This window comes from Streptomyces sp. NPDC058678, assembly GCF_042714835.1.
GTDB lineage: Bacteria > Actinomycetota > Actinomycetes > Streptomycetales > Streptomycetaceae > Streptomyces.
The window spans coordinates 274,100-298,269 of the sequence record NZ_JBHXSG010000002.1 but is presented as its reverse complement, the minus strand read 5'-3'; the positions used below and the strand labels follow the sequence as shown (position 1 = coordinate 298,269).

The window sequence follows — 24,170 nt, the reverse complement described above, 5'->3', positions numbered from 1 at the left end:
TCAGGGAGGTTACAAAGTGAACACGCGAATGCGTCGTACCGCCGTTGCTGTAGCGATCGGGGCGCTCGCCGTCTCGGTGGCGGCTTGTGGCAAGGCCGGCGACGACGACTCGGACAGCGGCAGCAGCGGCTCGGGCGGCAAGTCGATCGGCCTGCTCCTTCCCGACAACGTCACCGCTCGTTACGAGAAGTTCGACAGGCCGTACTTCGAGGACAAGGTCGCCGAACTCTGCTCCGACTGCAAGGTCGAGTACGCGAACGCCGCGGCCGACTCTGCCAAGCAGGCGCAGCAGGTCAGCAGCATGATCACCAAGGGCGTCAAGGTCATCGTGATCAGCGCCCAGGACTCCGCCGCGATCAAGTCCTCGATCCAGAGCGCGGTCGACAAGGGCGTCAAGGTCATCGCGTACGACCGTCTGGCCCAGGGCCCGGTCTCCGCGTACGTCTCCTTCGACAACGTCAAGGTCGGCGAGCTCCAGGGCCAGGCCCTGGTCGACGCCCTCGGCTCCAAGGCGACCCCGAAGTCCAAGGTCGTCATGATCAACGGTGACGACGCCGACCCGAACGCCGCGCAGTTCAAGGAAGGCGCCCACAAGGCCCTCGACGGCAAGGTGGACATCGCCTACGAGCAGTCGGGTCTGTGGAAGGACACGGTCGCCGCCCAGAAGATGTCGGCCGCCATCACGCAGCTCGGCGCCAAGAACATCGCGGGCGTCTACTCCGCCAACGACGGCATGGCCGGTGGCATCGCGACCGCCCTCAAGGGCGCCGGCATCAGCGGCATCCCGCTGACCGGTCAGGACGCGGAGCTCGCCGGTATCCAGCGCATCGTCGCCGGCACCCAGTCCAGCACCGTCTACAAGGCCTTCAAGCCGGAGGCCGACGCGGCCGCCCAGCTCGCGGTCAACCTGCTCGACGGCAAGAGCATCGACGACCTGGCCACCGAGACGCTGACCAGCGGCTCCGGCGACAAGGTGCCCTCGCAGCTGCTGACCCCGGTCTCGGTCACCGTCGACAACATCAAGGACACGGTGGTCAAGGACAAGCTCTACACCGTCGCCGACATCTGCACCGCGGACTACGCCGCCAAGTGCAAGGCAGCCGGTCTCGAGTAAGAGCCGCACAGCGGCATGCAGAGCCTGTCCGGCGCCCGCCCCACCTTCACACCCCGCTGCGGGGCGGGCGCCGGACGGAAGCATGACGTGAGCGACTCCGGACAAGTCCAGGAACACCCCCACGCCGCCCTCCGGGCGCTCTCCCGAGACGCACGGACCGGCACCGGCCGCCGCCACGGCGGGCGAGGAAACGTACCCGCACTCTCCGGCGCCGCTCAACCGTTGCCAAGAGGCATCGGCCGCGCGCATGTTCATCTTGTAAACCAGTGCCTTGTGCACAACACTCCGCGCCTTTCGACAAGCGCGGCATCCCCGCCGGTCAGGCGGCGAAGGAGATGGTTCACGTGTCCGCTACGCCCGTGCTGGCGTTGCGCGGAGTCTCCAAGCGATTCGGTGCGGTGCAGGCCCTCACCGACGTCGAGCTGGAGGTCCACGCCGGAGAAGTAGTCGCCCTGGTCGGCGACAACGGCGCAGGAAAGTCCACCTTGGTCAAGACGATCGCCGGCGTGCACCCCATCGATGAGGGCGTCATCGAGTGGGACGGCAAGCCGGTCAGCATCAACAAGCCGCACGACGCCCAGGGACTCGGCGTCGCGACCGTCTACCAGGACCTCGCCCTGTGCGACAACCTCGACGTCGTCGGCAACCTCTACCTCGGCCGTGAGCTGCTGCACCGCGGTGTCATCGACGAGGTCACGATGGAGAAGAACGCTCGCGAGCTGCTGAGCACCCTCTCCATCCGCATCCCGAGCGTGCGCATCCCGATCGCCAGCCTCTCCGGCGGCCAGCGTCAGGTCGTCGCCATCGCCCGCGCGCTGATCGGCGACCCCAAGATCGTCATCCTCGACGAGCCCACCGCCGCCCTGGGCGTCGAGCAGACCGCGCAGGTCCTCGACCTGGTCGAGCGGCTGCGCGAGCGCAACCTCGGCGTCATCCTCATCAGCCACAACATGGCCGACGTCAAGGCGGTCGCGGACACCGTCGCCGTGCTGCGCCTGGGCAAGAACAACGGAGCCTTCCCCGTGAAGGACACCACCCACGAAGAGATCATCGCCGCGATCACCGGTGCCACGGACAACGCCGTGACCCGTCGTGCCGGGCGACGCACCACGGAGGCGGCAAAGTGAGTGACACGTCCAAGACCGTGAAGAAGGATCCGGAGTCGGCGTCCCAGGTCACCGTCGCCCCTGCCGACGACCCCACGGCCGCTCCGGTCACCGTAGTCGACCCGCGTCTGCTGATCCGCGAAGAGGGCCTCAAGGGCTACCTGACCGAGTTCAAGCGGAAGATGAAGGGCGGCGAGCTCGGCTCCCTGCCGGTCGTCATCGGTCTGATCGTCATCTGGACGATCTTCCAGCTGCAGAACGACCGTTTCCTCAGCGCCGACAACCTGTCCAACATCAGCTACTACCTCTCGGCCACCGGCATGCTCGCCATCGGCCTGGTGTTCGTGCTGCTGCTGGGTGAGATCGACCTGTCCGTCGGCTCCGTCAGCGGCCTGGCGTCCACGCTGTTCGCCGTCTTCGTGGTCGACCACGGGGTGACCTCGTGGCTGGCCCTGGTGCTGACCGTGATCACCGGTGTCGGCATCGGCGCCCTGCACGGCTGGTTCTTCGCCAGGATCGGTGTTCCGGCCTTCGTGGTGACCCTGGCGGGCTTCCTCGGCTGGAACGGTCTGATGCTGTGGCTGCTCGGCGAGAGCGGCACCATCAACATCCCGGACGAGGGTCCGGTGCACCTCTTCGGCCAGAGCTCGTTCTTCATGGACCAGGCCGTCATCGGCGCCTACCTGCTGGCCGGCCTCGGTGTCGCCTCCATGCTCTACGGCTCGCTCATCGACCAGCGCCGCCGTCGGGCCGCCGGTGTGCCCTTCCGGCCCACCAGTGAGATCGCGCTGCGGGTCGGTGCCCTCGCGCTGGCCGCGTTCGTCTCCGCCTACGTCCTGAACCAGGCCGCCGGTGTGTCCAACGCCCTGGTGATCTTCCTCGCGTCCCTGGTGATCGTGGACTTCGTGCTGCGCCGCACCCCGTACGGCCGCAAGATCTTCGCGGTCGGCGGTGGCATCGAGGCCGCCCGCCGTGCCGGTATCAACGTGTCCATGATCCGTATCACCGTGTTCTCCATCGCCGGTGGCTTCGCGGCGATCGGCGGCATGTTCTTCGCCGGTCAGACGCAGAGCGCGACGCTGAACGCCGGTGGCGGCAACACGCTGATGCTGGCGATCGCGGCAGCGGTCATCGGCGGTACCAGCCTGTTCGGCGGGCGGGGCACCGTGTGGTCGGCGCTGCTGGGCATGCTGGTCATCCAGTCGATCCAGACCGGTCTGGACCTGCTGAACATGAACACCTCGATCCAGTACATGATCACCGGCGCGGTGCTGCTGGGTGCGGTGGTCATCGACTCCGTCTCGCGTAGGAGTCAGAAGGCCGCGGGTCGCGCATAGCGCGGAAGCGCCGTGGGGGTGCGGTGTTCTGGCGGCTGACCGGCCGTTTGTGGCTGGTCGCGCGGTTCCCCGCGCCCCTGGGGCGATGCGGTTGCGCCTCTTGAAAGAACTCTGTGCCCGGCACCGATCGCGGTGCCGGGCACAGTTGTGTCGTAGGAACGCCACAACCTGGGTACAGCCGATCGCGTGACGTACCACGCACCGCCCGGGCGCGGGCCCCGAAGGCGGAACATTAGACTCGACAAGCCCGGCAACAGCTCTACTGCAAGGAGGCACGGGTGCCGCTGCTGACCCGCATCAGGGGACCGCGCGATCTGGACCGGCTCAGCCTGGAGCAGCTGGACCAGCTGGCCGAGGAGATCCGGACCTTCCTCGTCGACGCCGTCTCCAAGACCGGCGGCCACCTCGGCCCCAACCTCGGTGTGGTCGAGCTCACCATCGCCATGCACCGGGTGTTCGACTCGCCCAAGGACAAGGTGCTCTGGGACACCGGCCACCAGTCCTATGTGCACAAGCTGCTCACCGGCCGTCAGGACTTCTCGAAGCTGAAGATGAAGGGCGGCCTCTCCGGCTACCCCTCGCAGGCCGAGTCCGAGCACGACGTCATCGAGAACAGCCACGCCTCCACGGTCCTCGGCTGGGCCGACGGCATCGCCAAGGCCAACCAGATCCTCAAACGCGACGACCACGTGGTCGCCGTGATCGGTGACGGTGCCCTGACCGGCGGTATGGCCTGGGAGGCGCTCAACAACATCGCCGACGCCAAGGACCGCCCGCTGGTCATCGTCGTCAACGACAACGAGCGGTCGTACGCGCCGACCATCGGCGGCCTCGCCAACCACCTCGCGACCCTGCGGACCACCGACGGCTACGAGCGGTTCCTCGCCCGTACCAAGGAGGTGCTGGAGCGGACGCCCGTCGTCGGAAGGCCGCTGTACGAGACCCTCCACGGGGCGAAGAAGGGCCTCAAGGACTTCATCGCGCCGCAGGGCATGTTCGAGGACCTCGGCCTGAAGTACGTCGGTCCGATCGACGGCCACGACATCGAGGCCCTGGAGTCGGCGCTGGCCCGGGCCAAGCGCTTCGGCGGACCCGTCATCGTGCACTGCCTCACCGAGAAGGGCCGCGGCTACCAGCCCGCCCTCCAGGACGAGGCGGACCGCTTCCACGCCGTCGGCAAGATCCACCCCGACACGGGCCTGCCGATTTCCACCTCCGGTGCCGACTGGACCTCCGTGTTCGGCGAGGAGATGGTCAAGCTCGGCAAGGAGCGCGAGGACATCGTCGCGATCACGGCCGCCATGCTGCAGCCGGTCGGCCTCGACAAGTTCGCCAAGGCCTTCCCGGAGCGGGTCTACGACGTCGGCATCGCCGAGCAGCACGCCGCCGTCTCCGCGGCGGGCCTCGCCACGGGTGGTGTGCATCCGGTGTTCGCGGTGTACGCCACCTTCCTCAACCGTGCCTTCGACCAGGTCCTCATGGACGTCGCCCTCCACAAGTGCGGTGTGACCTTCGTCCTGGACCGGGCCGGCGTCACCGGCACCGACGGCGCCTCCCACAACGGCATGTGGGACATGTCGATCCTTCAGGTCGTGCCCGGCCTCAGGCTCGCCGCCCCGCGCGACGCCGACCAGGTCCGCGCCCAGCTGCGCGAGGCCGTCGCCGTCGACGACGCGCCGACCGTGGTCCGCTTCTCCAAGGGCGCCGTCGGCCCCGCCGTACCCGCCGTGGGGCGGGTCGGAGGCATGGACGTGCTGCGCGAGCCCGGCACCGACACCCCGGACGTGCTCCTCGTCTCCGTGGGCGCCCTGGCGCCCATGTGCCTGGAGATCGCGAACCTCCTCGACAAGCAGGGCATCTCCACCACCGTCGTCGACCCGCGCTGGGTCAAGCCCGTAGACGAGGCCATGGCCCCGCTCGCCGAGCGGCACCGCGTGGTCGTCACCGTCGAGGACAACTCCCGCGTCGGCGGCGTCGGTTCCACGATCGCGCAGGCCCTGCGCGACGCCGGAGTCGACGTCCCGCTGCGCGACTTCGGCATCCCGCCGCGCTTCCTCGACCACGCCTCCCGCGCCGAGGTGATGGCGGAGATCGGACTCACCGCCCCCGACATCGCCCGCCAGGTCACCGGCCTCGTGTCCAAGCTGGACGGCCGGTACGGCGGCACGGCGGCCGAGGTCGACGCGGTGGAACCCGCGCGCGACTAGCCGCAGCAGGTAGGCCGGATGGGCCGGTTCCGCCACCGCGAAGGGTGGTGGAACCGGCCCATTGGCGTGAATCCGCCCGCGCCGGGGCATACGCAGTACGCCCCCTCTCGATCATGTCGAGGACGACAAGCGTGGGAGGTACCCCGTGAGCAGCACCCTCTTCCGGACGAAGAAGGTCGAGCAGTCCATCCTCGATACCGAGGAACCAGAGCACGCGCTCAAGAAGTCCTTGTCCGCGCTGGACCTGACCGTCTTCGGCGTCGGCGTCATCATCGGCACCGGCATCTTCGTCCTGACCGGCACCGTCGCCAAGAACAACGCCGGTCCCGCCGTCGCCCTGGCCTTCGCGGTGGCCGGGGTCGTCTGCGCGCTCGCCGCGCTCTGCTACGCCGAGTTCGCCTCGACGGTCCCGGTGGCCGGCTCGGCGTACACCTTCTCCTACGCCTCACTCGGCGAACTGCCCGCCTGGATCATCGGCTGGGACCTGGTCCTGGAGTTCGCGCTCGGCACCGCGGTGGTCGCCGTCGGCTGGTCCGGCTACGTCGCCTCGCTGCTGGACAACGCCGGCTGGCACCTGCCCGAGGCGCTCGGCGTCAGGGACGGCGCCGACGGATTCGGCTTCGACATCCTCGCCGCCGCGCTCGTCCTGGTGCTCACCGGCATCCTCGTGCTCGGCACCAAGCTCTCCGCGCGCGTCACCTCGCTGGTCGTCGCCATCAAGGTGACGGTCGTCCTGACGGTGATCGTCGCCGGCGCCTTCTTCGTCAAGAGCGGCAACTACGACCCGTTCGTCCCGAAGGCGCAGGAGGTGCCGGCGGGCGACAGTCTCCAGTCCCCGCTCATCCAGCTGATGTTCGGCTGGGCGCCCTCCAACTTCGGTGTGATGGGCATCTTCACCGCCGCCTCGGTCGTCTTCTTCGCCTTCATCGGCTTCGACGTCGTGGCCACGGCCGCCGAGGAGACCAAGAACCCGCAGCGGGACATGCCCCGCGGCATCATCGGCTCCCTCATCATCTGCACCACGCTGTACGTCCTGGTGTCGATCGTGGTGACCGGCATGCAGCACTACACCAAGCTGTCCGTGACCGCCCCGCTCGCCGACGCCTTCAAGGCCACCGGACACCCCTGGTTCGCGGGGTTCATCAGCTTCGGCGCCGCCGTCGGCCTCACGACCGTCTGCATGATCCTGCTGCTGGGCCAGACCCGCGTCTTCTTCGCGATGAGCCGCGATGGACTGCTGCCCCGCTTCTTCTCGCAGGTCCACCCGCGGTTCAAGACCCCGCACCGGCCGACGATCCTGCTGGGTGTGCTCATCGCGATCCTCGCGGGCTTCACCCCCCTCAGCGAACTCGCCGAGCTGGTGAACATCGGCACGCTGTTCGCCTTCGTGGTCGTCGCGATCGGCGTGATCATCCTCCGCAAGTCCCGCCCCGACCTGCACCGGGCCTTCCGCACCCCGTGGGTGCCGTTCATCCCGATCCTGTCGGTGTGCGCCTCGCTGTGGCTGATGCTCAACCTGCCCGCCGAGACCTGGCTGCGGTTCGCCCTCTGGATGGCGATCGGCTTCGTCGTGTACTTCCTCTACGGCCGCTCGCACAGCCGTCTCGGACTACGCGAGGAGAGCCCGGCCGGCCAGGCCCCGAAGCCCCCGAACGGGACCGAGGGGTAGACCCTTCCCGCTGGACCCGCTGGACCCGCTGGACCGGCTGGACCGGCTGGACCGGCTGGACCGGCTGGACCGGCTGGACCGGCTGGACCCGCTGGACCCGCTGGACCGTCGGGCACGTCGGCCGTCAGGTCGGCCTGACGGTCCGTGGGCCCGCCACCTCGGCCCCCGACTCCCCGACCCGGCGGCGCAGTTCGCGATCCGCCGTGACGACCAGGACCGGACGGTCACCCGCCCGGTCCACCAGGTCCACGATGAGGTCGTCCCCGCTCCCCGGCGCGGCCTCGACCCGCACCCCCGGCACCGACTCCACACCCCGGGCCGCGCCCTCGACGACGAGGACCATCTCCACCGCCTCGGAACGCCCCGGCACCCCGTCGGCCGCCAGCCGGTCCCGCAGCCGCTCCGCGGCCCCCCGCCGGTCCCGCCACCACCCGTCGGGCACCGACCCGACGACGTTCGCGGCGTCCACGATCACGAGCAGCGGGGCGTTCTCGTCCATACCGGCCAGGGTCCCACGGCCGAGGGGGGAGCAGGGCTCCGGTTCAGTCCTCCCGCTTCTCGTCGAAGCTCGCGAAGTACGCCGCCACCATGTCCTCGTCGGCGTGCCCCTGCGCGGCGGCCCGTTCCAGCCGCTCCGCGCTCGCGACCGCCACGTCCAGCCGTACGCCGTTGCGCTCGCCCGCCTCGACGATGAGACGGGCGTCCTTGGCGGCGGTGGCCACCCCGAACTGGGGCGGGGTCAGCCGGTCGTCGAGGACGAGCGCGGCCTTGGCGTGCAGGTAGCCCATGTCGAGCGGGCCGCCCGCGATGAGGTCGAAGAAGCTCTGCGGGTCGACGCCGAGGGCCTGGGAGAGGGCCAGTACCTCGCCGGTCGCCGCGGTGGCGGCGATGACCCAGCTGTTGGCGACCAGCTTCAGCCGCGTGGCGGAGCCGGCCGCGCCGTCCTCGCCGGTCCACACGGTCCGCGCGCCGACCGCGTCGAAGACCGGCGCCACCGCGGCCCGGCCCTCGACCGGTCCGGCGGCCAGCACGGTCAGTTGTCCGGCCTCCGCCGGCTGACGCGTGCCCAGCACCGGCGCGTCGAAGAAACGGAGCTGGTGCTCGCGGGCGAAGCCGGCCAGCTCGCCGACCGCCTCGATGCCCGCGGTCGTCGACTGCACCCAGGCGACGCCGGGACGCAGCCCCGGCGCCGCCTCGCGCATCACGTACAGGGCGGCGGGACCGTCGTACAGCATCGTCAGGACCACGTCGGCGCCCCGTACGGCCTCGGCGGGCGTGCCGGCCACGAACGCGCCGTCGGCGGCGAGGGGGTCGGCCTTGTCGCGGGTGCGGTTCCAGGCCCGGACGGTGTGCCCGGCGCGGGCGAGGTTGCGGGCCATCGCGGCCCCCATGATCCCGGTGCCCAGGACGCTCACGGTGCGGGTGTCGGTCATGACGTCAACTTCCTGTCCTCGTACGTGCCTGCTGCTGTGGACCAGCCTGCCTGATCAGCGCGGGTCGACGCCGAGGAGACCGCCCCGGACACCGACCGCAGGCTCGGCGACGCTGCTCGGCGCGGCGAGGTCTCCCGACGGCGGCAATGGCCCCGTCGTGAGCCGCACGCGGCCCCCGGAGTCGGCAGCGGTCCCCGCCTCCGCCGCACCGCTCCCGTGCGCCTGGCGGGCCCCTGAGGGCCGCTGTGCACCCACGTTTCCTTCCCACCCTGGCTCCCAGCCGCCCGCGCGGCCGGCGGGTCCTCGTCTGCGTCGGGTCCGACCGCCACGGGGGAGCAGGTCCTGGTTGCCGCCTCGAGCTGAGTCCGCGGCAGGGCAGGCGGCGGCCTCTTCGCGGCCCTGCGTGACCTTTCCCGGGTGTGGCACCTGCCTGCGGCCCTGGGTGATCCTCCCCGGGCGCGGCACCTGCCGCCGGACGGCTGCTTATGCGCCACTTCGCGGCCGCACCCCGCCAGCACCCTCTTCCTCATCCAGCCGCGCCCTCGACAAGCCCTGGCGTGTGGCCTGTGTTCCGTGGCCCGGCCGGTGTCCCGTCGCCTGTGGCCTGTGTTCCGTGGCCCGGCCCCTGTCCCGTGGCCTGTGGCCTGTGGCCTGTGGCCTGTGTCCACTGTTCCGTGGCCCGGCCCCTGCCCCGTGGCCTGTGGCCCCTGCCCTGTGCCCCCGTGTCCCGCGGCCCGGCCCCTGCCCTGTGCCCCCGTGTCCCGCGGCCCGGCCCCTGCCCTGTGCCCCCGTGTCCCGCGGCCCGGCCTGTGTCCCGTGTTCCGCGGCCCGGCCCCTGCCCCGTGTCCCGCGGCCTGTGCCCGGTGCCAGGTGCCCGGTGCTCGGCGGCCCGTGCCCCGTGCCCCGCGCCCCGCCCCCACGCCCCGCCCCCCCGCGCCCAAGCCCGGGCCCCGGACACGTTGTGTGAAGCCCTCCGCTTAGAGTGAACCGGTGAACGGCGACTGGCTCATACGCGGCCGCGACGGCCGGCTCAGTGTGTATCTGCCCGCGGGTGACGTCGTCCGGTGCCGGGCGGAGCGCGGGCCCGGCGGCCCGTGGGAACCCGCCCGCAAGGTGGGCGGCGACCAGAAGCTGCACCCCGTGCTCGCGATCGGCCAGGGCACCGACGGATACGCCCACCTGGTCTCCTGGCGGCCCACCGCGTCCGGTGAGTCCGGCCTGGTGCACTCCACGCACTTCCGGCCCCGCCTCGCCGCCCTCGACTGGATGCCGATCGGGCACCCCGACAAGAAGGGCGCCCGCACCGGCACGCCCGCCGTCGCGGTCGACGCCCAGGGCCGCGCCCACGTCTTCGTACGGAACAAGAGCGGCGGCGTGAGCCTGGCCGTCCAGAAGGAGAAGGGCGGCTGGGACCCCTGGCGCGACCTCAAGGGGAGTGACGTACAAGAGGAGTTGGCGGCCGTGACGGGGGAGTCCGGACGCGTCGAGCTGTACGCGGCGGCCCCCGGCGGCATCCTGCACTGGCGTCAGGAGCAGCCCGGCGCCCAGCCGGTCCTGGAGGAGGCGATCGAGGTCCCGGTCCGTCAGGGCACCCTGCGCGCCCTCGCCACCTCCCCGGAGAGCACCACCCTCTTCTTCGCCGACACCTCCGGCGACCTGTGCGCCTGGCGCCCCGGCGCCAAGCCGGTCACGCTCCTCGCCTCCGCCGGCCCCGGCCCGGTCTCCGCCGTCCGCTGTCAACTCGACGGCCACGACTGCACTTTGCTCGCCCAGCGCTCCGCGAGCGGCCGGGTGGCCTTCGCCGCGTATCCCACCGAACAGGAGTCGGCGGGCGCCTGGTGGACCGAGTCCGGGCCCCAACTCCCCGCGGACGCCGAGGTGTCGCTGGCCGTCGACGAGGACGACCGGGTCGTCGCGGCCACGCTCTCCCCGGCGAGCGGCCAGCTGCTTCTCACCCGCCGCAAGGACGAGCCGGGCCTCGCGCTGGAGGCCTGGCGGCAGGTCTGACCACAGGTCCGACGGCCCTTGGCCCATGACGCTTGACACAATCAGGGACCAGAGACACATGAAACACACAGAGGGTTGTATGGATGCGCGCGTGACGAGGGGCACTTTAAGAAGCTGTGGTGAAGAAGTGAAAATGCTTGCTAGCCTCCCTGCGTTTGTTCGAATTTTTCGGGAGACCGACGTAGCACCGGCACCCGGCCCGAGCGGCCGGTAAAACGGGGTTGGGAATGTTGTCGTGAGCAGATCCTCCACGGTGGATCTTGTCGTTGTCGGACTCGGTTACGTGGGGCTGCCGCTGGCCCGTTCCGCCGCCGGCGCGGGCTTGAAGGTGGTGGGTCTCGACCGCAGCCGACGGGTCGTCGACGGACTGAACGCCGGCCGTTCACACGTGGACGACATCACCGACGCAGAGGTCGGCGCCATGCTCGACCAGGGCTTCGAGGCGGTCGACCGGGCCGAGGTCATCGCCGACGCCGCCGCGGTCGTCGTCTGTGTCCCGACCCCGCTCACCGACCACGGCGCCCCCGACCTCGGCGCGGTGCACGCCGCCGTGGACGACATCGCCGCGCACCTGCGACCCGGCACGCTCGTGGTGCTGGAGTCGACGACGTACCCCGGCACCACCGACGAGGTCGTCCGCCCGCGCCTGGAGGCCGGTGGACTGCGCGTCGGCACGGACTTCCACCTCGCCTTCTCCCCGGAGCGCATCGACCCGGGCAACCCCACCTTCGGCCTGGAGAACACGCCCAAGGTGGTCGGCGGCATCACCGCGGACTGCACCAAGGCCGCCCGCGCCCTCTACGAGCGTTTCGTGAACCGCGTCGTCGAGGCCAAGGGCACCCGCGAGGCCGAGATGGCCAAGCTCCTGGAGAACACCTACCGGCACGTCAACATCGCCCTCGTCAACGAGATGTCGATGTTCTGCCGTGAGATCGGCGTCGACCTCTGGGACGCGATCCGCTGCGCCTCCACCAAGCCGTTCGGCTTCGCGCCCTTCTACCCGGGCCCGGGCGTCGGCGGTCACTGCATCCCGATCGACCCCAACTACCTGTCGTACAAGGTGCGTTCGCTCGGCATCCCGTTCCGCTTCGTGGAGCTGGCGCAGGAGATCAACCAGCGCATGCCCGTGCACGTCGTCAACCGCGCGGCCGACATGCTCAACGACCAGGGCAAGGCGGTCCGCGGCTCCCGCGTCCTGCTCCTCGGCGTGACGTACAAGCCGGACATCTCCGACCAGCGCGAGAGCCCGGCGCTGGCCGTCGCGGAGAACCTCCTGACGCGCGGTGCCGAACTCGTCTACTTCGACCCGCGCGTCGAGGACTGGAAGGTCGGCGGCGCGAGCGTCGAGCGGGCGGACGACTACCTCGCCGCGGCCGAGTCCGCCGACCTCACCATCCTGCTCCAGCCGCACCGCGAGATCGACCTGGGTGAGCTCGCCGACCGCGCCCGCGCGCTCTTCGACACCCGGGGCAAGTCCGCCGACCACCCGCGGGTGGTCAAGCTGTGACTTCCGAAGACACGTACATAGCCGGAGCCGTCGACTCGGACGGCCACCGGGGCCACCGCAAACGCCGGCACCTGAAGGTCTCGTACTTCGTCTTCCTGGCCCTCGCCGCGCTGATCGCGACGAGGCTCGACGCCGGCTCCCTGCACCTGTACTCGATGGGTGCCATGGGTCTGCTGGCCCTGAAGATGTTCGGCGCCCTCTTCTACCGTCCGGCCAAGGCCGGGCGGGAGGAGCTGGAGTACCTGGAGAACGCCTGGGTCACCGCGGTCATCCCGATCTACAACGAGGACCCGGTGATGTTCGAGCAGGGCATGCGCAGCCTCCTCGCGCAGAGCCGCCTGCCCAACGAGATCCACATCATCGACGACGCCAGCGCCAACGACTCCGGCATCAGGACGGCGAAGAAGATCCGCCGGGAGTTCGAGGCCAGGGGCGTCAAGTACACGGTCAGCGTGCAGCCCGAGAACAAGGGCAAGCGCGAGGCCCTGGCGCTCGGCTTCGAGGCCGCCCCGTACTCCGACATCTTCCTGTGCGTCGACTCGGACACCGTCCTGTCCAGGGACACCGTCCGTGAACTGCTGCTGCCGCTGGCCGACGAGAAGATCATGGCCTCCACCGGCATGGTCCTGGCGCTCAATCACGACAGCAACATCTTCACGCGCCTGCAGGACCTGCGCTACGGCAACTCGTTCCTCTTCGAGCGGGCCGCGTACTCGCGTCTGAAGTCGGTCCTGTGCTGCTGCGGCGCGCTGTCCGCGTACCGCGGCACGCTGGTGCGCAAGTACCTGCCGGACTTCCTCAACCAGCAGTTCCTGGGCAAGCCGGCCGTCTTCGGCGACGACCGCCGCATGACCAACTACTGCCTGATGGAAGGCCAGGTCGTCTTCCAGGAGACCGCCGTCGGCTACACGGCCGTCCCCGAGAAGCTGCCGCACTTCCTGCGCCAGCAGGTCCGCTGGAACAAGTCCTTCTTCCGCGAGTCCCTGTGGGCCTTCCGGCACCAGAAGAAGTACCGGCCCGCCTTCTGGCTGACCTGCATGGAACTGGCGCTGTGGCTGGTCTTCGGCTCGGCGATGTTCTACTCGATGGTCATCCTGCCGATCATCAAGCCCGACCAGTTCGTCAACCACATCGGCGACTACCTGATCTTCATGGTCCTCATGGGGTACCTCCGCAACGTGCGGTACCTCGACTTCCCGCGCCGTGGCATGGGCTTCATCAAGCGGTTCGGCATGTTCCTGCTCGCGCCGATCTACGGCGTGATCCAGCTGACCCTGCTGACCCCGCTCAGGTTCTACGCCCTGTTCACGCTGCACAAGGGCAGTTGGGGCACCCGCCAGGGCGGCGTCGAGGTGTCCGTGGCCGGCGACCACGAGGCCGACGTGACGGAGATCTTCGAGGAAGAGGATCCGTACTCCGACAAGAAGGTCACCGAGACGCTCCAGCTGATGCGTCTCGAAGGCGTGGCGCTGCGCACCCGGCCCCGCCCGTCCGGCCCCATCCCCACCCAGCCGCAGCCGCTGCCCGGCTACGACGAGCAGCACGCGCACGTGCCCCAGCAGGCCGTCACCTGGGGGACGCCGGCACCGGCCGGACAGCAGCAGTGGCAGGGCGGGCACCAGGATCCGTACCAGCAGCAGGGCTACGACCCCCACCAGCACCAGAGCGGCTATGCGGACCCCTCCTGGCAGCAGGGCAACGGCCAGGGGAACGGGCAGGGCTGGTAGGCCCCACGCACGCGAGCAGAAGGAGGGGCGGCCACATGGCCGCCCCTCCTTCTTGTTCACTCGTCGGCGTGCCTCATGTGTAGGAGGCCATCGCCTCCTCGACCGTGAGTACCGGGATGCCTCGGTCGTCGATCGCCTGCATCAGCGCGGTGAGACCGGCCTTGCCGATCTCCGTGCTGGTCGCCGGAGCGCCCTCGACGACCTTGTGCAGGCACAGGATGAGCCAGTCACTGCTGTTGGCACAGCGGTCGAGCCGGCCTCCCGCGCCCGTCACCTTCGTGAGCGCCGTACCACCGATGCCCGTACCGTCGTTGATGCCGGTCAGCGCCTTGAGGCGGTACGGCATCGCCGGGGCGAAGGACTCGATCGTCTCGGAGATGATCGACCGGGCCGTGGTGAAGTGCCGGCTGGCGATCTGGTCCACCGGAACGCCGTCCGTCGTCTTCTGGAACGCCCCGTGCGGGTAGGCGAAATGCTCGCTGGTGAAGCCGTTGCCCACCATCCACTCGCGCAGCTTGCGGAAGTCGTCGTCCGCCTGTTCCGCGGTCAGCTTGGGATAGCTGGCGGTGTGGGTGGCGTTCGCATAGGAGTGGCCTGCCATCTCCCAGCCCGAGAAGTTCTGCATCGAGCGCATCTGGTCGATCGTCAGGAAGCTGCCCGTGCCGATGGCGTCGGCGATGTTGTAGACCGTGCCCGAGTAGCCGAACTGGTCCATCACCGGCCGGGCCAGGTCGTGGATCGACTTGTGGGAGTCGTCGAAGGTGATCGAGACGACGCCCTTCGGGAAGACCGAGACGGTGTCCGGTATCAGCTCGACGGCCTGCAGCCGGTAGGTCACCGGCCCGCCCGCGTTGTCGTACACGGCGAACGACATGTCGGTGAAGCCGGTCTTGGTGGACGGTGTGCCGGAGGCGGAGATGGAGTACGTTCCGGCCGCACTGGTGACGTCGGCCCACTGCAGGTGGACCGTCACCCACTCCCCGGACTGGACGTAGTTGGCCGCCGTCGTCGAATGGGCGTGCAGGGTCCAGGAGAAGTGGTTCGCGAGGGAGCCGCTGCCCAGGTAGAAGACCAGCTTGGACAGGTTGGTCACGTCCTCGACCCGCAGGACGAGCCTGATCATCTTGCCGGTCAGGTTCTGCGCGGTCATACCGGTCTTGCGGACGTAGGACTGCTTGCCGGTGCCGTTGGTGGTGACCCGCACCGACTGTGTCCCGCGCACGAAGGCGGTCGTGTCGTTCGCCTCGGCCGACGCGGTGCCCGTGCCTCCCGGAGTCCAGCCGTGTCCGGCCTGGAACTGCTGGGACCAGGTGGCCCGGCGGTACTTGGGCCGGCGCCCCGACGGGGCGTAGGACGGGGGCGTGGTGAGGCCGCCGATGGCTGCCTCGACAGGGGCGGCCGCCGGCTGGGCCGCCACCCTGCCCACCCACGCACCGGTGCCTGCCATCGCGACGCCTCCCGTGCCGCCCATGAGCAGCGCGGAGCGCCGGCTCAGCGGACGGGACCAGACACGGGGTTGCTCTTTCCTCAACGAGTCTCCTGGACGGTGTCGAAGTAGTTCATGCCGTTGTCGCTGTATTCCTTGACGGCGGCATCGACGTCCTTGACGGACAGGACGTCCTTGGCGTTGTAGTACAGCCAGTCCACCTGCATGTCCCAGGCGCGGTCACCCTTGAACGGCAGGTCGACGAACCAGTGGTTGAAGTTGATGGACATGCCCGCGCGCGGGGCGTACTTGCCGGTGCTGCTGAAGAGCTTCTTGCCGTCCATGCGGTAGGTCACCACGTCGCCCTTGACCGTGATCATCATGGTGTGCCAGCCGGCCAGGCTCTTGTTCGTCGTGTTGTAGACGCGGTCGTTCTTCTCGTGGTCGTACCAGCTGACGGTGTCGAGCTTGGGGCCGAGCCGGCCCCAACCGCCGTTGGGCAGGTACTCGTTGTCGAGCTCGCTGTACGTCTTCCCGCTGCCGCCGATGGTGTAGAAGGTCTGGTTGACGTGGTCGCCGCCCTCGCCGTCGGTGGGATCGTCGGAGAAGTGGATCCGGGCGGCGTAGGTGCCCTCGCGGAACTCGCGGCTCGCGGTGCCGAGGCTCGCCTGCTCGGTGCCGGACTTGGTGCCGTCGGTGGCGGCGCGCAGGTTGAGCACCTGGCCGTCGCCGAGGGCGTCCTTTCCGGCGGGGAAGGTGACCCCGTCGGTCGTCCAGGTGTCGTCGATGCCCGGGCCGCCCTTGCTGGAGCGCACCAGCCAGCCGTGCTTGAACAGCGCGGGGTCCTTGGCGCCGACGTAGTGGAAGTTGTCGAACAGCACGCCCGCGGGGGCGGCCGGCACCGGAGCGGGCGCTGCGGACGCCTTCGCCGAGGCCTGCTTGTCGTCGCCGCCGTTCGGCTCGTCACCCCAGGCGAGGACGCCCCGCTTGTACGCGGTGACCGTCTTCGACTCCTTGTAGGTCGTCTTCTCGGCGTCGAAGGAGCGGTCGTTGGACTGCGTCAGCTTCTCGTGGTCGGTGCGGTACAGCTGGACGTCGATGCCCTTGCTGTTGGCGCCCGGCTCCAGGGTGCCCGCGTCCTCGGTGAACCGCAGTTCCAGGTAGTGGTCGGCCTTCTCGGCGGACTTGTCGAGCTTCGTCACCGTTCCGGCGATGTTCGAGCAGCCGACGGCGGCCTGGACGCAGTTGTAGGCGTACGAGGAGTTCGTGTCCGCGGTGAAGTAGTACCGGAGCGTCACATCGCTCAGCGGCAGCGGCTTCTTCGACTCGTTGAGGATCTCGAGGGACGGCTCGGCCGCCGCCGCGGTGGCCGGCGTCTCGGTCCGGTACCGGAGGACGAGCTCCGGCGGCTCGGGGTTCGCGGCCTTCCAGACGGGATACAGCGCCGTGGCACCGGCGGCGACCACACACACCAGGAGGAGCAGCTTGATCTTGGGCCAAACCCGACGTCGGGGGGTACGGCGGCGGGTTGACGCCACGGAAGGCTCCTTCGCGCTACACCGATCGGCTCGTGGGTCAGAACCGTCCGTGCAATGTAAACAAGTGGTCGGATTGTGTGAGGATCCTATCTGCAGAGGCATGTGAAAGGGGGGCGGAGCGCACGGATCGTTACCGTGCACCCCACCCCCCTCAGGGGTAACGCGTTACGCCGGGACGCTCGCCACGCCCGGAGCCAGGAACGGCTTCCCGTTCACTCGCTCGGAGACGCCCTCACGGTCCAGGTACGGCGTGATGCCGCCCAGGTGGAAGGGCCAGCCGGCGCCGGTGATCAGGCAGAGGTCGATGTCCTGGGCCTCGGCGACGACGCCCTCGTCGAGCATGAGCCCGATCTCCTGCGCCACCGCGTCCAGGACGCGGTCACGGACCTGCCCCTCGGTCAGCACGGTGTCGCCCTGCTTGAGCAGCGCGGCGACCTCGGGGTCCAGCTCCGGCTTGAACCCGTTCTCTGCGGAGTAGACGTAGAAGCCGCGCTTGCCCGCCTTGACCACGGCCGCGAGGTTCGGGGAGACCGTGAAGCGGTCCGGGAAGGCCCGGTTGAGGGTCTCGGAGACGTGCAGACCGATCGCGGGACCGACCAGCTCCAGGAGCACCAGCGGGGACATCGGCAGCCCGAGCGGCTCGACGGCCTTCTCGGCGACCTCGACCGGCGTGCCCTCGTCGATGACGTTCTGGATCTCGCCCATGAAGCGGGTGAGGATGCGGTTCACGACGAACGCCGGGGCGTCCTTCACCAGAACCGCCGTCTTCTTCAGCTTCTTGGCGACACCGAACGCCGTGGCGAGGGAGGCGTCGTCGGTCTGCTCGCCGCGGACGATCTCCAGCAGCGGGAGGATCGCGACCGGGTTGAAGAAGTGGAAGCCGACGACCCGCTCGGGGTTCTTCAGCTTCGACGCCATCTCGGTGACCGACAGCGAGGAGGTGTTGGTGGCGAGGATCGCGTGCGCCGGGGCGACCGCCTCGACCTCCGCGAACACCTGCTGCTTGACACCGATCTCCTCGAACACGGCCTCGATGATGAAGTCCGCGTCGGAGAAGCCCTCGGCCTTGTCCAGCACACCGGAGACCAGCGCCTTGAGGCGGTTGGCCTTGTCCTGGTTGATACGGCCCTTGCCGAGCAGCTTGTCGATCTCGGCGTGGACGTAGCCCACACCCTTGTCGACGCGCTCCTGGTCGATGTCGGTCAGCACGACCGGCACCTCCAGGCGGCGCAGGAACAGCAGGGCGAGCTGCGAGGCCATCAGACCGGCGCCGACGACACCGACCTTGGTGACCGGGCGGGCCAGCGACTTGTCCGGCGCGCCGGCCGGGCGCTTGGCGCGCTTCTGGACCAGGTTGAACGCGTAGATGCCGGAGCGCAGTTCGCCGCCCATGATCAGGTCGGCGAGGGCCTCGTCCTCGGCGTCGTAGCCCTGCTGGAGGTCGCCGTTCTTGGCGGCGGCGATGATGTCGAGGGCGCGGTAGGCGGCCGGAGCGGCACCGTGCACCTTGCCGTCCGCGATGAAGCGGCCCTTGGCGACGGCCTGGTCCCAGGCCTCGCCGCGGTCGATCACCGGGCGCTCGATGACGATCTCGCCCTTGAGGACGGCGGCCGTCCACAGCAGCGACTGCTCCAGGAAGTCCGCGCCCTCGAAGATCGCGTCGGCGATCCCGAGCTCGTAGACCTGCTGCCCCTTGAGCTGCTTGTTCTGGTTGAGCGAGTTCTCGATGATCACCGAGACGGCCTTGTCGGCACCGATCAGGTTCGGCAGGATCGTGCAGCCGCCCCAGCCGGGTACCAGACCGAGGAAGACCTCGGGGAGCGAGAAGGCCGCGATCGCCTTCGACACCGTGCGGTACTTGCAGTGCAGGCCGACCTCGACGCCGCCGCCCATGGCCGCGCCGTTGTAGTACGCGAAGGTCGGGACCGCGAGACCGGACAGCCGCTTGAAGACCTCGTGGCCGCCCTTGCCGATCGCGAGCGCGTCCTTGTGCTCCTTGAGGAGTTCGACGCCCTTGAGGTCGGCGCCGACCGCGAAGATGAACGGCTTGCCGGTGATGCCGATGCCGACGATCTCGCCGGCCGCGGCCTCCTTCTCGACCTGGTCGATCGCGGTGTTCAGGTTCGCGAGGGACTGCGGGCCGAAGGTGGTCGGCTTGGTGTGGTCGAAGCCGTTGTCGAGGGTGACGAGGGCGAACCGGCCCGCACCGAAGGGCAGGTCGAGGTGGCGTACGTGCGCGGACGTCACGACCTCGTCGGGGAACAGCTCGGCCGCTCCCTTGAGGAGTTCAGTGGTGCTCACTTGTCGCCTCCGGCGTCCTTGTGGTGCGGGTTCTCCCAGATCACCGTGGCGCCCATGCCGAAGCCGACGCACATGGTGGTGAGGCCGTAGCGGACCTCCGGCTGCTCCTCGAACTGGCGGGCCAGCTGCGTCATCAGACGGACGCCGGAGGAGGCCAGCGGGTGACCGTAGGCGATCGCGCCGCCGTACTGGTTGACGCGCGCGTCGTCGTCGGCGATTCCGTAGTGCTCCAGGAAGGCGAGCACCTGGACCGCGAAGGCCTCGTTGATCTCGAAGAGGTTGATGTCCTCGATCGACAGGCCCGCCTTGGCGAGGGCCTTCTCGGTGGCCGGGATCGGGCCGTAGCCCATGACCTCCGGCTCGACGCCCGCGAAGGCGTACGAGACCAGGCGCATCTTCACCGGCAGGTCGTGCTCGCGGGCGAAGTCCTCGCTGGCGATGATCGACGCGGTGGCGCCGTCGTTCAGACCGGCCGCGTTGCCGGCGGTGACCCGGCCGTGCACACGGAACGGGGTCTTCAGACCGGAGAGGTTCTCCAGGGTGGTCCCCGGGCGCATCGGCTCGTCGGCGGTGACCAGGCCCCAGCCCGTCTCACCGGCCTCCGCGTTGGTGCGGCGCACCGAGACCGGCACCAGGTCCTGCTGGATCTTGCCGTTGGCGTACGCCTTGGCGGCCTTCTCCTGCGAACGCACCGCGTACTCGTCGGCGCGCTGCTTGGTGATGGTGGGGTAGCGGTCGTGCAGGTTCTCGGCGGTCATGCCCATGAACAGGGCGGACTCGTCGACCAGCTTCTCGCTGACGAATCGCGGGTTCGGGTCCACGCCCTCGCCCATGGGGTGGCGGCCCATGTGCTCGACACCACCGGCGATGACGGCGTCGTAGGCACCGAAGGCGATGGAGCCCGCGGTGGCCGTGACGGCCGTCAGCGCACCGGCGCACATGCGGTCGATCGAGTAGCCGGGGACGGACTGCGGCAGCCCGGCCAGGATTCCGGCCGTGCGGCCCAGCGTCAGGCCCTGGTCGCCGATCTGCGTGGTCGCCGCGATGGCGACCTCGTCGATCTTCTTCGGGTCGAGACCGGGGTTGCGGCGCAGCAGCTCCCGGATCGCCTTCACGACGAGGTCGTCGGCACGGGTCTCGTGGTAGATGCCCTTCGGGCCCGCCTTGCCGAACGGGGTACGGACGCCGTCTACGAAGACGACGTCCCTGACGGTACGAGGCACGATGGCTCTCCTCCAGGGTGCGGGACGGCTCTACTGCTGCGATGCGCTGAGCGCGCGCTCAGGACCCATGCTACTTGTGGGTAACCAGGCTGCCCAGTCCCCCCGCCCCAAGCGGTGAACGTCACACCTTCGGCGGAGCCGTGGACCCCCGCGGCGTAAGCACCGGAGTCGGCACCGGATGCGACCCCGGACCCTCTCCCGTGATCACCCCGAACAGCGTCCGCGCCGCCTCCGCCCCGAATCCGTGCACGTCGTGGCTCATCGCCGAGAGGGGCGGATGCGTGATCCGGCACAGCTGCGAATCGTCCCAGGCGAGCAGTGAGACGTCGTCCGGCACGCTCAGGCCCATCTCCGCCGCCACCGACAGTCCCGCCACCGCCATGATGTCGTTGTCGTACACGATGGCCGTCGGCCGGTCCGGGGCCGCCGCCGTCAGCAGCGAACGTGTCGCCCGGGCCCCCGCCTCCCCGGAGTAGTCCGTGGCCACCTGCCAGGCCCCGGCCAGCTCCAGGGCGCGGGCCGCCTCGTCGAAGGCGGCGGAACGCATGGAGGTGTGTCCGAGGGCCGCCGCGCCCCCCACCCGGGCGATCCGCCGGTGCCCGAGCGCGGCGAGGTACCGCACCGCCTCCGTCACGGCGGTGGCGTCCTCGGTCCACACCGAGGTGAGGCTGCCGGTCAGCGACGGATGCCCGACCGCGACCACCGGCATCCCGAGCCGCTCGACCGCCGCCACCCGGGGGTCGTCCGCGCGGAAGTCCACGAGGATCGACCCGCCGATCTGCCGCCCGCGCCACCAGGACTCCTGCAGCCCGACCTCCTCCTCCAGACTGCGGACGAGTCGCAGCAGCAGCGAGCAGGAATGTTCGGTCAGGACGCTCTCCACCCCCGACACGAACTCCATGTAGAAGGGTTCGATCCCGAGCAGCCGGGCCGGCCGGCAGATCGCCAGCCCCACCACGTCCACCCGCGAGCCGGCCAGCGTCCGCGCGGTCGGACTCGGCGCCCACCCCAGCTCCCGCGCGGCCCGGAAGATCCGGTCCCGCGTCGCCTCCGCCAGCCCCGGCTTGTGGTTGAAGGCGAGGGACACGGCACCCTTGGACACGCCGGCGCGCGCGGCGACGTCCTTGATGGTGACGCGGGGGGTCGGCGTTGCCGTCATCGGCCGGGCTCCATGCAGTACAGGGCTGAACGCGCCTTCTCGGCATCCGGAGTCTGCCAGCCGCGCACCCCGATGGTGACCCGTTCGCCGGGCAGCAACGTGACCAGCCCCCGGTCGGCCCGTGCCGCCGGGTCCAGCCGGTCGGCCTGGAGCAGCAGGTCCCGTACGAGGGTGTGGGCCGTCACCTCGATCCCGCCCGGCACGAGGGCGACCTCGAACTCGGGGTGCGGATACGGCACTTCGCGATCCGGCACCGGGAAGTACACGGCGCGCAGCCCGTCCGCGTCCGCGACCAGGAACTCCTTGGGCCCGACGGGCTCCAGCTCGCGCGGAACCCCGAGGTCGGCGACGGACCGCCGCCCGGCGCCGAACTCCACCCGGGCCGAACCGATCACGCCACCCTCGACGGACATCCGGCGCAGCACCAGCGTGCCCGTCCACTCCTCGGCCGACTGGTTCACGGCGGCCGACACCAGCCCCGGCTCCCGCACTTGAAGGGTGAGCAGCCGGTCCGCGTACACCCGCCGCAGCTCGTGGTACAGCGGCTTCTCGCGCCCGTCCCCGTCGATCGCCGCCCACGAGGTGACCGGCCAGCAGTCGTTGAGCTGCCAGACCACCGTGCCCGCGCACACCGGCCAGTGCGACCGCCAGTGCTCGATCCCGGCGGCGACCGCACGCGCCTGGTTGACCTGCGTGAGGTAGTGCCAGCGGTCGAAGTCCCCTTCGGGCACGGCGAAATGACGTGCCAGGCCCCGTTCCAGCTTGCCGTTGCCGTCGTCCGCCTTCTGGTGGTGCAGCATGCCGGGGGAGTCGGACGCCAGTTCCTCGCCCGGCAGCGCCCGCCGCAGCGTGGCGTGGGCGGGCGGTGCCTGCCAGCCGAACTCCGCGACGAAGCGCGGCACATGGAGGCGGTAGTCGGCGTAGTCCTCCCGGTTCCACACGTCCCACGAGTGGTGGGTGCCGTGCGCCGGATCGTTCGGATGGTGCTCCCACGACCCGGACCACGGGCTGCCCGCCGTGTACGGCCGCGTCGGGTCCAACTCGGCCACCACACGCGGAAGTACGCCCAGGTAGTACCCCTCGCCCCAGGAGCCCCCGGCCAGCCGTTCCTCCCAGCCCCAGTCCCGGAACCCCCACAGGTTCTCGTTGTTGCCGTTCCACAGCACCAGCGAGGGATGCGGCATCAGCCGTACGACGTTCTCGCGCGCCTCCGCCTCGACCTCACCCCGCAGCGGCTGCTCCTCCGGGTAGGCCGCGCACGCGAAGGGGAAGTCCTGCCAGACGAGCAGTCCGAACTCGTCGCAGGCGTCGTAGAAGTCCTCGCTCTCGTAGATCCCGCCGCCCCACACCCGCACGAGGTCCACGCCGGCGTCGGCCGCCTGCCGCAGCCGCTCCCGGTACCGGTCCCGGCCGATCCGGGACGGGAACACGTCGTCCGGGATCCAGTTCACGCCCCGCGCGAAGAGCCGCTCGCCGTTGACCACGAAGGTGAACCCGGTGCCGTGCGCGTCGGGCCGCCGGTCCAGCTCGACGGTCCGGAAGCCGATCCGGCGCCGCCACGCGTCCAGCGTGCGGTCCTCGTGCACGAGCGCCAACTCGATGTCGTACAGGTGCTGTTCGCCGTACCCGTGCGGCCACCACAACCGCACGTCGGGCACCTCCAGCCGTACGACTCCCTCCGTCCCGTCGATCCTGGCGCGCGCCCGCACCCCGCCGACCGTCGCCTCCACCCAGAGCTCGGCCTCGACCCGGGACCGCTCGACGTCCACCCGCAACTCGACCCGTCCCAGGCCGTCCTCGACGGTCACCAGGGGCCGCACGCGCGCGACTCTGGCCGTCGACCACCGCTCCAGCCGGACCGGCCGCCAGATCCCGGCCGTCACCAGGGTCGGACCCCAGTCCCAGCCGAAGGAGCAGGCCATCTTGCGGAGGTACTGGTAGGGCTCGGCGTAGGCGGCGGGCCGCTCGCCCAGCTTCCCGCGCACCGCCTCCGCCTCGGCGTACGCGGAGACGAACCGCACCGACAGCCGGCCGCCGAGCCCGGTCACGTCGAAGCGGTACGAGCGGTGCATGTTCCGTGTCCGGCCGAGGAGGCGGCCGTCGAGCAGGATCTCGGCGGCGGTGTCCAGGCCGTCGAAGACGAGGTCGGTCTGCTCGTGCCCGTTCGTCGCCGCGAGCTCCGTCTCGTACGTCCACTCCCGCCGCCCCACCCACGCGACCTCGGTCTCGCCCAGCCCGAGCAGGGGATCCGGGATCACCCCGGCGGCCAGCAGATCGGTGTGCACACAGCCCGGCACCGAGGCCGGGAGGGCATTCCCCTCGTGCTTCAGGGTCCAGCCCTCGGTGAGCGGTGTGGCCTCCAGCATCCGCACTCCTAAACCGTTTCAGTCGAGCAGGCGTTCACATCGTCGCAGCC

16 protein-coding genes are annotated in these 24,170 nt (G+C 70.0%); 8 read left to right on the top strand and 8 right to left on the bottom strand.

Annotated features, from left to right (window positions below; translation table 11 throughout):
* Nucleotides 1–28: 28 nt before the first annotated feature.
* The 5 genes from ACFWWR_RS04020 (at nucleotide 29) to ACFWWR_RS04000 (ending at nucleotide 7,433) form a co-directional block, all read left to right on the top strand.
* On the top strand, nucleotides 29–1,114 hold the full coding sequence (locus ACFWWR_RS04020; RefSeq protein ID WP_383857789.1) for a sugar ABC transporter substrate-binding protein: 1,086 nt from the start codon (nucleotides 29–31) through the stop codon (nucleotides 1,112–1,114).
* 335 nt (nucleotides 1,115–1,449) lie between these two features.
* Nucleotides 1,450–2,241 (top strand): ATP-binding cassette domain-containing protein, encoded by a 792-nt coding sequence (locus ACFWWR_RS04015; protein ID WP_063785996.1) that lies wholly within the window; start codon nucleotides 1,450–1,452, stop codon nucleotides 2,239–2,241.
* Nucleotides 2,238–3,557: a sugar ABC transporter permease gene (locus ACFWWR_RS04010; RefSeq protein ID WP_384301813.1), complete on the top strand. Its 1,320-nt coding sequence runs from the start codon at nucleotides 2,238–2,240 to the stop codon at nucleotides 3,555–3,557. Before ACFWWR_RS04015 ends, ACFWWR_RS04010 begins: the two co-directional genes overlap by 4 nt.
* Before the next feature lie 278 nt (nucleotides 3,558–3,835).
* Nucleotides 3,836–5,764: a 1-deoxy-D-xylulose-5-phosphate synthase gene (gene dxs, locus ACFWWR_RS04005; protein WP_383857573.1), complete on the top strand. Its 1,929-nt coding sequence runs from the start codon at nucleotides 3,836–3,838 to the stop codon at nucleotides 5,762–5,764.
* 145 nt (nucleotides 5,765–5,909) lie between these two features.
* Entirely contained in the window at nucleotides 5,910–7,433 is a 1,524-nt protein-coding gene (locus ACFWWR_RS04000) for an amino acid permease (protein ID WP_383857570.1), read from the top strand.
* A 124-nt stretch (nucleotides 7,434–7,557) separates the two neighbouring features.
* Here ACFWWR_RS04000 and ACFWWR_RS03995 read toward each other — a convergent pair whose 3' ends face one another.
* Together ACFWWR_RS03995 and ACFWWR_RS03990 are read right to left on the bottom strand one after the other, a co-directional pair.
* Nucleotides 7,558–7,932, bottom strand: a complete 375-nt coding sequence (locus ACFWWR_RS03995; protein WP_384301811.1) for an NTP pyrophosphohydrolase — start codon at nucleotides 7,930–7,932, stop codon at nucleotides 7,558–7,560.
* Between the two features lie 43 nt (nucleotides 7,933–7,975).
* Nucleotides 7,976–8,866 (bottom strand): NAD(P)-dependent oxidoreductase, encoded by an 891-nt coding sequence (locus ACFWWR_RS03990; RefSeq protein ID WP_384301809.1) that lies wholly within the window; start codon nucleotides 8,864–8,866, stop codon nucleotides 7,976–7,978.
* A 990-nt stretch (nucleotides 8,867–9,856) separates the two neighbouring features.
* Here ACFWWR_RS03990 and ACFWWR_RS03985 point away from each other — a divergent pair.
* The 3 genes from ACFWWR_RS03985 to ACFWWR_RS03975 all read left to right on the top strand — a co-directional run bounded on the left by ACFWWR_RS03985 (nucleotide 9,857) and on the right by ACFWWR_RS03975 (nucleotide 14,107).
* Nucleotides 9,857–10,873 (top strand): hypothetical protein, encoded by a 1,017-nt coding sequence (locus ACFWWR_RS03985; protein WP_383857561.1) that lies wholly within the window; start codon nucleotides 9,857–9,859, stop codon nucleotides 10,871–10,873.
* A 235-nt stretch (nucleotides 10,874–11,108) separates the two neighbouring features.
* On the top strand, nucleotides 11,109–12,380 hold the full coding sequence (locus tag ACFWWR_RS03980; protein WP_383857559.1) for a nucleotide sugar dehydrogenase: 1,272 nt from the start codon (nucleotides 11,109–11,111) through the stop codon (nucleotides 12,378–12,380).
* Nucleotides 12,377–14,107, top strand: coding sequence for a glycosyltransferase (locus ACFWWR_RS03975; RefSeq protein WP_384301807.1), 1,731 nt, complete (start codon nucleotides 12,377–12,379; stop codon nucleotides 14,105–14,107). The genes ACFWWR_RS03980 and ACFWWR_RS03975 overlap by 4 nt, the downstream gene beginning before the upstream one ends.
* A gap of 73 nt (nucleotides 14,108–14,180) precedes the next feature.
* Here ACFWWR_RS03975 and ACFWWR_RS03970 read toward each other — a convergent pair whose 3' ends face one another.
* The 6 genes from ACFWWR_RS03970 to ACFWWR_RS03945 all read right to left on the bottom strand — a co-directional run bounded on the left by ACFWWR_RS03970 (nucleotide 14,181) and on the right by ACFWWR_RS03945 (nucleotide 24,120).
* Nucleotides 14,181–15,638, bottom strand: coding sequence for a polysaccharide deacetylase family protein (locus tag ACFWWR_RS03970; protein ID WP_383857554.1), 1,458 nt, complete (start codon nucleotides 15,636–15,638; stop codon nucleotides 14,181–14,183).
* A complete protein-coding gene (locus tag ACFWWR_RS03965; protein WP_383857551.1) occupies nucleotides 15,635–17,071 on the bottom strand; it encodes a cellulose binding domain-containing protein in 1,437 nt (478 codons plus the stop codon). The genes ACFWWR_RS03970 and ACFWWR_RS03965 overlap by 4 nt, the downstream gene beginning before the upstream one ends.
* Nucleotides 17,072–17,236: 165 nt before the next feature.
* A complete protein-coding gene (locus ACFWWR_RS03960; RefSeq protein WP_383857549.1) occupies nucleotides 17,237–19,372 on the bottom strand; it encodes a 3-hydroxyacyl-CoA dehydrogenase NAD-binding domain-containing protein in 2,136 nt (711 codons plus the stop codon).
* A complete protein-coding gene (locus ACFWWR_RS03955; protein ID WP_383857546.1) occupies nucleotides 19,369–20,595 on the bottom strand; it encodes a thiolase family protein in 1,227 nt (408 codons plus the stop codon). The genes ACFWWR_RS03960 and ACFWWR_RS03955 overlap by 4 nt, the downstream gene beginning before the upstream one ends.
* A gap of 121 nt (nucleotides 20,596–20,716) precedes the next feature.
* Nucleotides 20,717–21,754 carry a LacI family DNA-binding transcriptional regulator gene (locus ACFWWR_RS03950; protein WP_383857543.1) on the bottom strand — a complete coding sequence of 346 codons (1,038 nt, stop codon included), beginning with the start codon at nucleotides 21,752–21,754 and terminating at the stop codon, nucleotides 20,717–20,719.
* Nucleotides 21,751–24,120 carry a glycoside hydrolase family 2 protein gene (locus ACFWWR_RS03945; protein WP_384301805.1) on the bottom strand — a complete coding sequence of 790 codons (2,370 nt, stop codon included), beginning with the start codon at nucleotides 24,118–24,120 and terminating at the stop codon, nucleotides 21,751–21,753. Before ACFWWR_RS03945 ends, ACFWWR_RS03950 begins: the two co-directional genes overlap by 4 nt.
* Nucleotides 24,121–24,170 lie beyond the last annotated feature (50 nt).

Excerpts from the sequence above, each read along its gene's own strand:
- ACFWWR_RS03950 (WP_383857543.1), bottom strand. The coding sequence starts at position 21,754 with ATGACGGCAACGCCGACCCCCCGCGTCACCATCAAGGACGTCGCCGCG.
- ACFWWR_RS04015 (WP_063785996.1), top strand. The coding sequence starts at position 1,450 with ATGGTTCACGTGTCCGCTACGCCCGTGCTGGCGTTGCGCGGAGTCTCC.
- ACFWWR_RS03945 (WP_384301805.1), bottom strand. The coding sequence starts at position 24,120 with ATGCTGGAGGCCACACCGCTCACCGAGGGCTGGACCCTGAAGCACGAG.
- ACFWWR_RS04020 (WP_383857789.1), top strand. The coding sequence starts at position 29 with ATGCGTCGTACCGCCGTTGCTGTAGCGATCGGGGCGCTCGCCGTCTCG.
- ACFWWR_RS03995 (WP_384301811.1), bottom strand. The coding sequence starts at position 7,932 with ATGGACGAGAACGCCCCGCTGCTCGTGATCGTGGACGCCGCGAACGTC.
- ACFWWR_RS03990 (WP_384301809.1), bottom strand. The coding sequence starts at position 8,866 with ATGACCGACACCCGCACCGTGAGCGTCCTGGGCACCGGGATCATGGGG.